This is a genomic window from Mesorhizobium sp. WSM4849, assembly GCF_055811385.1.
On the sequence record NZ_JBVVPW010000004.1, the window covers coordinates 293,383 to 305,890 of the forward strand.

A 12,508-nucleotide genomic window follows, 5' to 3' on the forward strand; every position below is an offset into this window, starting at 1 on the left:
TCCGGCCTTCGCCGGCCGAAGCCCTCATCGATGCCTCCGCCCTATGAAGGCTACGGCCGGCGTAGGCCGGTTCTCGAAACTCGTCATTTTCGGCTCGCCCTGACGTGAATCTTATCGAAGTTCCAGGACTATGATCAACCTGCCCCGCGACCGTATGGATCAAGTCGTCAAGCGTTTCGACATGCTCGAAGCGCAGATGTCGGCCGGGCCGGCGGCGGACGCCTATGTCAAGATGGCGTCGGAATATGCCGACATCCAGGAGATGGTCGCAAAGATCAGGGCCCTGCGGACCGCCGAGGATGAACAGGCCGACTTGCAGGCGATGCTCGCCGACAAAAGCACCGATGCCGAGATGCGGGCATTGGCCGAGGCCGATCTGCCCGAGGTCAGGGAACGCATCGAGGCGCTGCAAAGGGACATCCAGATCCTGCTTCTGCCCAAGGATGCCGCAGACGACAAGAACGCCATCCTCGAAATCCGCGCCGGAACCGGCGGCGACGAGGCGGCTCTCTTTGCAGGCGACCTGTTCCGCATGTACGAACGCTACGCCGCGGCACGCGGCTGGCGTTTCGAGACGGTGTCGGCCAGCGAGGGCGAGGTCGGCGGCTACAAGGAAATCATCGCCACTATTTCGGGCAAGGGGGTCTTTGCCCATCTGAAATTCGAGTCCGGTGTGCATCGTGTGCAGCGCGTGCCGGCGACCGAGGCCGGCGGGCGTATCCACACCTCGGCGGCGACGGTTGCGGTGCTGCCCGAAGCGGAAGAGGTCGACATCGACATCAGGGCCGAAGATATCCGCATCGACACGATGCGCGCCTCGGGTTCGGGCGGCCAGCACGTCAATACCACCGATTCGGCGGTGCGCATCACCCATCTGCCGACCGGCATCATGGTGGTGCAGGCGGAGAAGTCGCAGCACCAGAACCGGGCGAAAGCCATGCAGATCCTGCGCGCCAGGCTTTACGACCTCGAGCGCAGCAAGGCTGACGAGGAACGCTCCGAATCGCGCAAATCGCAGGTCGGTTCCGGCGATCGCTCGGAGCGCATCCGCACCTATAATTTCCCGCAGGGCCGCGTCACCGACCATCGCATCAATTTGACGCTCTACAAGCTCGACCGGGTGATGATGGGCGAACTCGACGAGATCGTCGACGCGCTGATCGCCGATCACCAGTCGAAGCTGCTCGCCGATATCGGCCTCGATGGCTGACAGTCTGCCCGGGACGCTCGGGCCGCTGCTGAAAGCGGCGCGGGCACGCCTTGCCGCGGCCTCAGTCGCCGATCCGGCGCTGGATGCAAGGCTGATCGTCGAACATCTTTCCGGCACGACCCGCACACAAGCCATCGCCGATCCCGAATGCACGGTCGATGCCTGCGCGATTGCCGCGATCGATGCAGCCTTGAAGCGGCGGATTGCGGGTGAGCCGGTGCATCGCATCCTCGGCCATCGCGAATTCTATGGCTTGCGCCTGTCGCTGTCACCGGAAACGCTGGAGCCGCGACCGGACACCGAAACGCTGGTCGAAGCGGTGCTGCCCTTCGCTAGGGCGACAGCGGAACGGCAAGGCCAATGCCGTATCCTCGATCTCGGCACCGGCACCGGCGCGATCGCGCTGGCGCTGCTCAGCGCCGTTCCGGCGGCGGTCGCCACCGGTGTCGATATTTCGCAAGGCGCGCTGGCGACCGCCATGCGCAATGCCGGGGAATTGGGGTTAGCCGACCGGTTCCAGGTGCTCAAATCCGACTGGTTCGAAAAAGTTTTTGGCCGATACCATGTAATTGCCGCTAACCCGCCCTATATAGCGTCCATAGACATTGAAAATCTGCAGGACGAAGTCCGCGATTTCGATCCACGCCAAGCCCTCGATGGCGGCGTGGACGGTCTGAGTCCTTACAGGATCATCGCCGCCGAGGCGGCAGGTTTTTTGGAAGCCGAGGGCAGGATTGCGGTCGAGATCGGCCACACCCAACGCAAAGAGGTCACGGGCATATTCTCCGCAGCCGGCTATATGCCGGCGGGGGTATTCCGAGACTTTGGCGGAAACGAGAGGGTTCTGATCTTTGAACTGACAAAGGAACTGACAAAGCCGTGATGCAGTGCAAAAAAAGCGCTTGGCAATGCCGGGGAATGCGGCTAGGGTCGTCTTAACCGGATGAGACGAAGCAGGCAGTGCTCTTAGCGATTCGGTTTCCTTGGAAATAGCTGCCTTCTTGCGCAAACGACGCCCAAGCTTCGTGCGGGAATCGTCCGACAAGTGATGTAACCGGAACAGGATGAGACGTGGCGCCAACGCAATCGATGCGGGCGAACGCCGGTGAAGAACGAGACGGCTGGCTGCATGAGCGCCTCCGTGCGTGAACAATTTTCGAAAATTTCAAAATGAAGAGAGTCGAATGAGGCCACAACAGCAGAACAGGCGCATGCGCGGTCGCAACAACAATGGCGGCGGCAATAATAACAACAACAACCGCAAGGGCCCAAATCCCCTGACGCGCAACTACGAGAGCAACGGTCCGGACGTGAAGATCCGCGGATCGGCTCAGCAGATCGCCGAAAAATACGCAACCCTTGCCCGTGACGCGCAAAGCTCCGGCGACCGGGTGATGGCGGAAAACTATCTCCAGCACGCCGAGCACTACAATCGCATCATCGCTGCCGCGCAGGCGCAGCTACCGATCCAGAGCGCTCAGCAGAACCGCGACGATTTCGACGATGACGGCGACGAAGATCGCGACGAGTTCGACAATGCCGGCAACAGCAATGTCGGTGAGACTGCGGCTCCGGTGGTCAACCAAGGTGGCGGCCCGCAGCCGGTCATCGACGGCACGCCGGCCGAGTTGGCGTTCAACCAGGAAAGCGGCCGTGATAATCGCGATAACCGTGGGCGCGATAACGAAGGACGCGACAACGGTGGGCGCGACAACAATGGCGGCCGCCATCGTGACCGTCGCCCCAATGGCGGCTACGGCCAGAACGGCCAGCGCGGCGAATACGGTGCGCGCGGCGAGCAGGGCGGACAACGAGACGATCAGAACCGGCGCGACGATCAGAACCGGCGCGGCGATCAGAGCCGGCGCAACGAGACACCGGTACAGAACGAGACGCCCGTACAGGCGGAAACTGTGTCTCCGGTCGAGCCGGTTTCTGTGACCGAACCCGCGCCGCAGTTCGAAAACTTTTCGCCGGCGGCTCTCGCTGCCCAGGCCGAGATGAACGAAGCAGCCGCCGAAAGCGGCGCTGCCCGCCGCCCCAGGCGTCCGCGCCGCCCGCGCGTCAATGCTGATCAGGTGGATCGCGGTAACGACAATGCTGGCGCTGATAACGTGAATGCAGCTCCGGCGGAAGACGCCGGTGACGAGCCCGCCGTCATCGACGTCAACAACTGATCGAGCAAGGCTTCAGACATTCTTGGACGGCGGAGAGAAATCTCCGCCGTTTTTGTTTTGCGCGCCCGGGCAATATTATGCATTCACCATTATTGGGACGTCTTGAGGGTCCGTGGCTTGCGCCCCATATCTCGCGTGAACAGGACCCGGCTCGAACGGGCGGGTCCGTCACCGCAATCTGATCCGGTGCCGCAAAGCGGGCCGGTGACGGAAGGAGACAGAGATGAACCTTGAAAAATATTCCGAGCGCGTGCGCGGCTTCATCCAGTCCGCGCAGACCTTGGCGCTCTCGCGCAACCACCAGCAATTCACCCCCGAACATATATTGAAAGTGCTCGTCGACGACGACGAGGGCTTGGCCGCGTCGTTGATCGAGCGCGCCGGCGGCAGCGTCCGCGACGTCAAGCTTGGCGTCGAGACGGCACTTGAGGCAATGCCCAAGGTGGAAGGCGGCAACGGCCAGCTCTATTTGGCGCAGCCGCTGGCCAAGGTGTTCTCGACCGCCGAGGAACTGGCCAAGAAGGGCGGCGACAGCTTCGTCACGGTCGAGCGGCTGCTGACGGCGCTGGCGGTTGAGAAATCCGCCAAGACCGCTGACATCCTGACCAAGGCCGGGGTGACGCCACAGGCGCTGAACCAGGTGATCAACGACGTCCGCAAGGGCCGTACCGCCGATTCGGCCAGCGCCGAGCAGGGCTATGATGCGCTGAAGAAGTACGCGCGCGACCTGACTTCCGACGGCCGCGCCGGCAAGCTCGACCCGGTCATCGGCCGCGACGACGAGATCCGCCGCACCATCCAGGTGCTGTCGCGCCGCACCAAGAACAATCCGGTGCTGATCGGTGAACCCGGCGTCGGTAAGACGGCGATCGCCGAAGGACTGGCGTTGCGCATCGTCAACGGCGACGTGCCGGAATCGCTCAAAGACAAGCAGTTGATGGCGCTCGATATGGGGTCGCTGATCGCCGGTGCCAAATATCGCGGCGAATTCGAGGAGCGGCTGAAGGCGGTCCTTTCGGAAGTTACCGCTGCCGCCGGCGGCATCATCCTGTTCATCGATGAGATGCACACGCTGGTCGGCGCCGGCAAGGCGGATGGCGCCATGGATGCGTCGAACCTGCTGAAGCCGGCGCTGGCACGCGGCGAACTCCACTGCGTCGGCGCAACGACGCTCGATGAATACCGCAAGCATGTCGAGAAGGACGCCGCCCTTGCCCGCCGGTTCCAGCCGGTCTTCGTCAATGAGCCGACGGTGGAAGACACCGTCTCCATCCTGCGCGGCCTGAAGGAAAAATACGAGCAGCACCACAAGGTGCGCATCTCGGATTCGGCGCTGGTCGCGGCAGCGTCGCTGTCCAACCGCTATATCGCCGACCGCTTCCTGCCGGACAAGGCCATCGACCTTGTCGACGAGGCCGCGTCGCGGCTCCGGATGCAGGTCGATTCGAAGCCCGAAGCGCTGGACGAGATCGACCGCCGCATCATGCAGCTCAAGATCGAGCGTGAGGCGCTGAAGGTCGAGAAGGACGACGCGTCGAAGGACCGGCTCGCCCGCCTCGAAAAGGATCTTTCCGCTCTGGAAGAAGAATCGACCGAACTGACCTCGAAATGGCAGGCCGAGAAACAGAAGCTCGGGCTCGCCGCCGACCTGAAGAAACAGCTCGACGAGGCGCGCAACGAGCTCGCCATTGCCCAGCGCAAGGGTGAATTCCAGCGCGCCGGCGAGCTTGCCTATGGCAAGATTCCGGAACTGGAAAAGAAGTTGAAGGCAGCCGAAGCCCAGGACGGCAAGGTCGGCATGGTCGAAGAGGTGGTCACCCCTGATCACGTCGCCCATATCGTGTCGCGCTGGACCGGCATTCCGGTCGACAAGATGCTGCAAGGCGAGCGTGACAAGCTGCTGCGCATGGAAGACGAGATCGGCAAGCGCGTCGTCGGCCAGGGCGAGGCGGTGCAGGCCGTGTCGAAAGCCGTTCGCCGTGCCCGCGCCGGCCTGCAGGATCCGAACCGGCCGATCGGCTCATTCATGTTCCTCGGACCGACGGGCGTCGGCAAGACCGAACTGACCAAGGCGCTCGCCAGCTTCCTGTTCGACGACGAGAGCGCCATGGTGCGCATCGACATGTCGGAATTCATGGAGAAGCACTCGGTCGCCCGGCTTATCGGCGCGCCTCCCGGCTATGTCGGCTATGAAGAAGGCGGCGCGCTGACCGAAGCGGTGCGGCGCCGGCCCTATCAGGTCGTGCTGTTCGACGAGATCGAGAAGGCGCATCCGGACGTGTTCAACGTGCTGCTGCAGGTGCTCGACGACGGCCGTCTGACCGACGGGCAGGGCCGTACGGTCGATTTCCGCAACACGCTGATCATCATGACGTCGAACCTCGGCGCCGAATATCTGGTCAATCTCGGCGAGAACCAGGACGTCGATGTCGTCCGCGACGAGGTGATGAGTGTCGTCAGGGCGTCGTTCCGGCCGGAGTTCCTCAACCGCGTCGACGAGGTGATCCTGTTCCACCGGCTGCGCCGGCAGGATATGGGCCGCATCGTCGAGATCCAGCTCAAGCGGCTGGAAAACCTGCTCGTCGATCGCAAGATCACGCTTTCGCTGGACCAGGAGGCGATCGACTGGCTGGCGGCCAAGGGCTACGATCCGGCCTATGGCGCGCGGCCGCTGAAGCGGGTGATGCAGAAGGACCTGCAGGATCCGCTGGCGGAGAAGATCCTGCTCGGCGACATCCTCGACAGTTCGACCGTCAAGGTCACCGCCGGTTCCGACCGGTTGAACTTCCGCTCGAAGCCGACAGTCGTGGCGACCGAGGCGGCGGCCTGATTTCGAGGCCGCCACGTGATTAAACACTAAACGTTGGGGCGCAGATGACGCTGGATGACTACAACAGCTTCTGCGCCTCGCTGCCTGCGGCGAGCCACGTCGTCCAGTGGGGCGGCGCCCATGTCTGGAAGGTCGGAGCCAAGGTCTTTGCGATCGGCGGTTGGAGCGAGGGCAAGGAGCCGTTCGTCACCTTCAAATGCTCCGACATCGCTTATGACATCTTGAAGGAACAGCCGGGCCTTCGGCCCGCGCCCTATCTTGCCTCACGCGGCATGACATGGATCCAGCGCCAGACAAGCCAAAGCATGGACGATGACGCGCTGAAGGACTATCTGCGCGAAAGCCATCGCCTTGTCGTGCTCAAGCTGACGAAGCAGGCGCGCAAGGAATTGGGACTCGCCACCAGCTAGCTATGTTGCTCTCATCGCCAGAAATCCGCCATCTTCATGCCCGGTTCATGTTGGAACCTTATGGTTGGCAACTGATTTGCTGGCGAAGGGGTTCGCTGCCGCATAGGCCCTAAAATCGAATTCGATTTTCGGAATGCATGATGCGGAGATTTTAAGTGTTAGAGCGTCCTTGCGCGTCCGAAGGGACGCGCGGCGCTCCAAAGTGACAACGCCGGGCGGCGGCAATTATGGACTGGAGAATTTGCCCAACATGTTCCGCACGATCTTCACCCTTTCGGCGCTTGCCGCCGGGCTGCTTTCTTCGAGCGCAATGGCCGCGCCGACGGAAGACATCGCGCCGCGATCTGCCCGTGCGGCCGATGCCGGTGGCGTGCTGGTCGCCCAGAACGGCGATTTCGACGTCTATTACGACGCCAGGGGAAACCGCGTCATCGTCGATGCGGAAACCGGCAAGGTCCTCGCTATCCAGCCGCCGCAGACCAGGTTCGACCGCCGCGCGCTCCGCCGCGAGCGCTTGCGCAATCTCGGACCGGTCGAGGACGACCGCTATTATCTCGACGACCCGGAAGACGCGGCGCGCTTGCGCCGCAGGCAATTGGAGGAGGAAGGCTTGATCGTCGTACCGCCGGTCGACGAATACGATCCCTACAGCGACAATTCGGTGGAAGCTTTTCCCGAAGCACCGCGCGATGACGGCAGCTATGGCAACGATTATCCGGAAGCGCCGCAGCCGATAGAGCCGCGCACCGTCAAGCGCCAGCCGCTCGACGAGGCTTCGATCGAACCGGTCGAGCCGACGGCGCCGGGCGACCAGGCGGCACTGCCGCCAAAGATCGGCGGCGAGACCGTTATTGATCCGTCGCTTTCACTCGGTGCACGCCAGGATGTTGCTGCGTTGCAAGTGCTGCTCGACCGCGCCGGCGCTTCGCCCGGCGTCGTCGACGGGCGCTTCGGCTCGAATGTCGACAAGGCGCTCGCCGCCTACAACGAGATCACCGGCGGCAATCTGCGGTCGACCGATGTGGTCGGCATCCAGGCAGCCCTTGAGCAGTCCGGCGGCTATGCCTTCGCCTCCTACAACATCACGTCCGAGGATGCGGCCGGCCCCTATGTCGCCTCGGTGCCTGAAGACTACGGCCAGAAGGCGCAGCTCGACCGGCTGAGCTACACCTCCGTCACCGAAGCGCTGGCCGAGCGGTTCCATATGGACGAGAACTATCTGAAGGCGCTCAATCCCGAAGCGAACTTCAACCGTCCCGGCACGATCATCAAGGTAGCCAACTTCGGCAGGCTTGTGGCGAAGCCGGTGGCAAGCATCATCGCCGACAAGGGCAAGAAGCAGGTCCGCGCCTATGACGCGTCGGGCAAGCTAATCGCGGTCTATCCAGCCACCATCGGCTCGGCGGACACGCCTTCACCCACCGGCACGCATGCGGTGTCGCGGGTCGCTCTCGACCCGAACTACACCTACAATCCGAACCTCAATTTCAAGCAGGGCGAAAACAACAAGATCCTGACCATCCCGCCGGGCCCGAACGGCCCCGTCGGCTCGGTCTGGATTGCGCTGGACAAGCCGACCTACGGCATTCACGGCACACCCGACCCCTCCAAGATCGGCAAGACCGAAAGCCATGGCTGCGTGCGGCTGACCAATTGGGACGCGCGCGAACTGGCAAAAATCGTGTCGCCGGGCGTCACGGTGGAATTCATCGACTGAGCGCCATATCCCAAATCATCGCGCACCCTGGGTCAACCCGGGAGCAGGCTTTTTGGGCGGTGTATTAATCAGCCGATGATCCTTGGCAAGCGAAGGAGCCGCGGTCCGGCGGCATAGAAGTCCCGATCCTGTTCTGGTTTCAACGACAGCAACCCTCTGGCCGGTTGTTGCCGGCGCATAGGAGGTCTAAGCAGGCTTCATGCGTTCTCCAAGCGAAGTCGGCGCCGAAGCCGTCCCACTGATCAGGCCGCTTCCGGCCGATACGTTTTGCCCGCAATCGCGGCGCAGGTTCGTGCTGATCGCGGCGATCCTGGCTTCCGCGCTCGGCTTCATCGACGGTTCGATCCTGGCCATCGCTACCCCGGCGATCCGCGTCGATCTTGGCGCCAGCCTCGCCGAGGCGCAGTGGATTTCGAACTCCTATGCGCTGACGCTTTCGGCACTCATCCTTGTCGGCGGCGCCGCCGGCGACCGTTTTGGCCTGCGGCATGCTTTCGTGGCAGGCATCGCGCTGTTCATTGCCGCCTCGCTTGCCTGCGCGGTGGCGCCGAACCCGCCGGTGCTCATTGCGTTTCGCGCCATTCAGGGCATCGGCGCCGCCATCATGGTGCCGGGCAGCCTCGCCATTATCGCCAAAGCCTATCCGAAGAAGGAGCGCGGCAGGGCGATCGGCATCTGGGCGGCGGCCTCGGCGCTGACGACGGCGCTTGGCCCGGTGCTGGGCGGCGTTGTCTTGTCGGCCTTCGGCGACGGCATCTGGCGGGCGATCTTCGCGATCAATCTGCCGCTTGGTCTTGTCTCGATCTACCTCCTGCTCGCCAAGGTCCCGGCCGACGCACCGACGGAAAAGCGCAGCCTCGATCTCGGTGGCGCTGCCCTCGCCACCTTGGCGTTCGGCGCGCTTGCCTACGGCTTGACTTCGATGAGCAGCGAAGGCGAGGGGCAAATGTCCGGCCCGAGCATCGCCGCCGGCGCGGTGCTGCTCATCGTGTTCATCGTCTTCGAGCGCCGGCAGCGCGAACCGATGATCGATCTCTCGCTGTTTCGGGTCGGCGCCTTCGCCGGCGCCAATGCGGCGACCTTCTTCCTCTATTTCGCGCTGTCGGCCAATCTGTTCTATCTGCCGATGCTGCTGATCGCCGGATGGGGACTGAGCGCGGCCGAGGTCGGCTTCATCTTCCTGCCGCTGTCGGTCTTGATCGCCCTGTTGTCGGGGCCGGTCGGCCAGTGGTCCGACCGGATCGGTCCGCGTTTTCCGATCGCTAGCGGCAGTCTCGTCGTCGCTGTCGCCTTTACCGGGCTTGCCTTGCTGGCCTATGCCGGCATCCACAGTTTCTGGTGGGGAGTGTTTCCGCTGATGGCGCTGATGGGGCTCGGCATGGCGCTGGTCGTGTCGCCGCTGTCGACGGCGGTGATGACGGCGGTCGAGGACAAGGATACGGGTGCTGCTTCGGGAATCAACAATGCCGTCTCGCGCATTGGCGGCCTGATCGCGGTGGCGGCGATGGGGTCACTGGCGGCCTGGATCTATGCGGCAGCGCTGAATAGCGGTGCCGCATCCGGCATTCCGGGTTTCGGCGAACCGGCGCCGGCGGGCCTGGCACCGGATCCCGATGCAGCAAGGCTTGCCGCCAGCGACGCAGCTTTCGCAGCCGTCGCCTTGGCGACCGCGCTGCTTTGCCTGCTCTCGGCAATCGTGGCGTGGACGACTGTTTCCGGCGAACGACTGCCATGGCCGCGTGGATCTGAGACTTCGCAGAGCTGAGGAGCCCGGAAAGGCTCCGGCTCAGCCTTCGATCTTGGCGCTCGCGACCTTCAGCGAATCGCCGTCTTCCTGCTTGAGCAGATCATCGATGCGCCCGCGCTCGCGCTTGAAAGCGACGAGATCGTCGCCCTTCAGCACCTTGCCGACCGGCAGGCGAACGCGCATCGGGTCGACCTTGGTGCCGTTGACGATCAACTCGTAGTGGAGATGCGGACCGGTGGCGAGACCGGTCTGGCCGAGAAAGCCGATGGTCTGGCCTTGGCGGACGCGCACGCCCGGCGCGATGCCTTTGGCAAAAGCGCTCTGGTGATTGTAGGAGGTCTCGTAGCCATTGGCGTGGCGGATGATGATCTGTTTGCCATAGCCACCGGCCCAGCCGGCCTTCTCGACGACACCGTTGCCGGAGGCGATGATCGGCGTGCCGATGGAGGCTGACCAATCGACGCCGGTGTGCATGCGCACATAGCCGAGGATCGGATGCCTGCGGGCACCGAAGCCGGAGCGAAATTTTCCCGCGGGCAGGGGATTGCGCAGTAGGAACTGCTGGGCGCTGCGGCCGTCCTCGTCGAAATAGTCCGTGCTGCCGTCCTGCATCTGGAACCGGTAGAAATTGCGCGTCGTACCGCCGAAGCTCGCCGAGACATAGAGCAACTCGGATTCGTCGGATGCCCGGTCGTCGCCGTCCGGCTGCGAGAACAGGACCTCGATGCGGTCCGACGGATTGAGCCGCGACTGGAAATCGACACCGGACGCCAGGAGCTTGATCAGCCGCTTGGTCATCGCCTTGGACATGCCGTAGGAGTAGGCGGCGCGGTAGATGCCGTCATAGACGTTCGGCAGATTGCCGCGCACCACCACCGGCGGCGAATCATCGAACGCAGTCAGCAATTCGGGATTGGGCTCCGGCTCCTGCGCCGGCACATATTGGCCGTGATCGTCGAGCGCGATGGTGACGATATGCTGGGCCCTGTCGTAGATGCCGGTGCGAACGACCTTGGCGGCGTCGCCATGGATCTCGAGGCCGACGCGCAGCACGGTTCCCGCCTTGAGCGCTGTCGCATTCAGCAATTTGGCGATCGCCTCGGCCATGCCGGTGGCGTCCTCGCCCGTATAGCCCGAATCGGCGAAGGCCTCGACTATGTCGCGGTCCCTGGTGAAGGGGATGATCTCCTCGGCGAAGGCCGGCGCTTGATCGTCGGAGGCAGCACGCGGCGACACCGAGACGTTTTCCGGGACGATCCTGACGTCGTAGGACCCGGCCATGCTCTCGGCGAATGCATCGCCGAATCGCTGCGGGTCGACATAATGCAGCGATGCGACCTGCACGGCGCCGTCGCTCAGGCCCGTCCCGGCCTGGCGCACCACCTTTTCCACCTCGTCGGCGGACAAGTCACTCTTTTCGTCGAAGGCCGCCGTCTCGATCGGGAAATCGACCGTCTTCAGGCTCATCTCGCTTTCGACCTTGGCGCCATAGATCTGGCCGGCGGCGGCGGTCGCCGGCTGACCGGCATTGCCGTCGCGGTCGTCGCCAAACACCTGCATGGGGTTGAAAGGCGGATAGGCGCGGCTGGTCGTGTGCCCGGCGGCAAGCGCCATCTTGATCTGGACGAAAGGCATGGTGTGGATGACGTCGCGGTCGCCGACCTTGGTCACCATCGACACTTCCATACGCCGGCGGTCCTTGGCCCTGGCGATCTGGCGCGGCGCCACCAGCCTGGTGGTCTTGGCGGTCTCGCCGGAATCGTCGCCTCTTGCAAGGTTGATCAGTTCGGCGATCTCGGGCGGCGTTGCCAATTGCTGACGGCCGTCAAGGGCCGCGAACAGCGCCACGCCCATCAGCACGCTCGACGTCACGCCCGTAAGAAAAGTGCCCGACAGCCAGCGCGCCGAAACCTCGCGCCGGTCGGGCGGGCCACTGCGACCGTCCGCAATCAGCGGCGGCTCGTTGCCGAGTTCGGCTATGACATTTTCCGTATCTGGCATCCAGAAAGGCTGCTTCTTCCCCGGGCGGGACGGCTTGTCGCTTTTGTTGTGGCCATGACATTTGCCTGTCACGGCGGGCGAAGTCAACGAAGCGCCTGGCTTCGGCCGAGATCCCCAGTCATACTTCTCTCTTAGTGGCTCTCTTACAGTCTCTTATAAGGCGCCGCGCCGGTGGTGCATGCGCCGGCTTCGTTGGCCTTGGTGTCAAACCGCAATGCGGCGGCAATAGGGCTCCGTGGCGGTGGTCGGCTTTGTTATCCCCATGCCGCCGCGGAAGTCGGCTACCGAAAATCGGCGCCACAATCTTTCGTCGCAAAAAATTCAAAAAAGACGGAAATGGTTGTTGACACTTTGGACGGCTGCCGACTATATACGCCTCACCAACGAGGGCGGCGCGCCGCTGGCGACGAAGAAGT

At 63.5% G+C, this 12,508-nt stretch carries 8 protein-coding genes and 1 pseudogene; 8 read left to right on the forward strand and 1 reads right to left on the reverse strand.

Annotated elements, in window-relative coordinates; all coding sequences use genetic code 11:
- The first annotated feature begins 130 nt into the window (after positions 1-130).
- From prfA to AC0L3L_RS06540, 7 genes are all read left to right on the forward strand, one after another.
- Positions 131-1,210 (forward strand): peptide chain release factor 1, encoded by a 1,080-nt coding sequence (prfA, locus tag AC0L3L_RS06510; protein ID WP_123149158.1) that lies wholly within the window; start codon positions 131-133, stop codon positions 1,208-1,210.
- Positions 1,203-2,093, forward strand: coding sequence for a peptide chain release factor N(5)-glutamine methyltransferase (prmC, locus tag AC0L3L_RS06515; protein WP_473529456.1), 891 nt, complete (start codon positions 1,203-1,205; stop codon positions 2,091-2,093). The genes prfA and prmC overlap by 8 nt, the downstream gene beginning before the upstream one ends.
- 301 nt (positions 2,094-2,394) lie before the next feature.
- A complete protein-coding gene (locus AC0L3L_RS06520; protein ID WP_473636968.1) occupies positions 2,395-3,387 on the forward strand; it encodes a DUF4167 domain-containing protein in 993 nt (330 codons plus the stop codon).
- Positions 3,388-3,610: 223 nt separating this feature from the next.
- Positions 3,611-6,217, forward strand: coding sequence for an ATP-dependent chaperone ClpB (gene clpB / locus AC0L3L_RS06525; RefSeq protein WP_473636969.1), 2,607 nt, complete (start codon positions 3,611-3,613; stop codon positions 6,215-6,217).
- Between the two features lie 44 nt (positions 6,218-6,261).
- Complete coding sequence (locus AC0L3L_RS06530; RefSeq protein WP_473636970.1) at positions 6,262-6,627, forward strand: MmcQ/YjbR family DNA-binding protein; 366 nt, start codon at positions 6,262-6,264, stop codon at positions 6,625-6,627.
- A 250-nt stretch (positions 6,628-6,877) separates the two neighbouring features.
- A complete protein-coding gene (locus AC0L3L_RS06535; protein ID WP_473636980.1) occupies positions 6,878-8,344 on the forward strand; it encodes a L,D-transpeptidase family protein in 1,467 nt (488 codons plus the stop codon).
- A 199-nt stretch (positions 8,345-8,543) separates the two neighbouring features.
- Entirely contained in the window at positions 8,544-10,109 is a 1,566-nt protein-coding gene (locus AC0L3L_RS06540; RefSeq protein ID WP_473636971.1) for an MFS transporter, read from the forward strand.
- Positions 10,110-10,130: 21 nt separating this feature from the next.
- Here the strand turns inward: AC0L3L_RS06540 and AC0L3L_RS06545 are convergent, their stop codons facing one another.
- Positions 10,131-12,092: a M23 family metallopeptidase gene (locus tag AC0L3L_RS06545; RefSeq protein WP_473636972.1), complete on the reverse strand. Its 1,962-nt coding sequence runs from the start codon at positions 12,090-12,092 to the stop codon at positions 10,131-10,133.
- A gap of 235 nt (positions 12,093-12,327) precedes the next feature.
- On the opposite strand from AC0L3L_RS06545, the pseudogene AC0L3L_RS06550 reads away from it, so the two are divergent.
- Positions 12,328-12,508 (forward strand): annotated as a pseudogene (locus AC0L3L_RS06550) (hypothetical protein); the annotation flags it as partial.

Bases quoted from the DNA above. Each gene is read 5' to 3' on its own strand.
- prfA (WP_123149158.1), top strand. From the start codon at position 131: ATGATCAACCTGCCCCGCGACCGTATGGATCAAGTCGTCAAGCGTTTC.
- prmC (WP_473529456.1), top strand. From the start codon at position 1,203: ATGGCTGACAGTCTGCCCGGGACGCTCGGGCCGCTGCTGAAAGCGGCG.
- AC0L3L_RS06520 (WP_473636968.1), top strand. From the start codon at position 2,395: ATGAGGCCACAACAGCAGAACAGGCGCATGCGCGGTCGCAACAACAAT.
- clpB (WP_473636969.1), top strand. From the start codon at position 3,611: ATGAACCTTGAAAAATATTCCGAGCGCGTGCGCGGCTTCATCCAGTCC.
- AC0L3L_RS06530 (WP_473636970.1), top strand. From the start codon at position 6,262: ATGACGCTGGATGACTACAACAGCTTCTGCGCCTCGCTGCCTGCGGCG.
- AC0L3L_RS06535 (WP_473636980.1), top strand. From the start codon at position 6,878: ATGTTCCGCACGATCTTCACCCTTTCGGCGCTTGCCGCCGGGCTGCTT.
- AC0L3L_RS06540 (WP_473636971.1), top strand. From the start codon at position 8,544: ATGCGTTCTCCAAGCGAAGTCGGCGCCGAAGCCGTCCCACTGATCAGG.
- AC0L3L_RS06545 (WP_473636972.1), bottom strand. From the start codon at position 12,092: ATGCCAGATACGGAAAATGTCATAGCCGAACTCGGCAACGAGCCGCCG.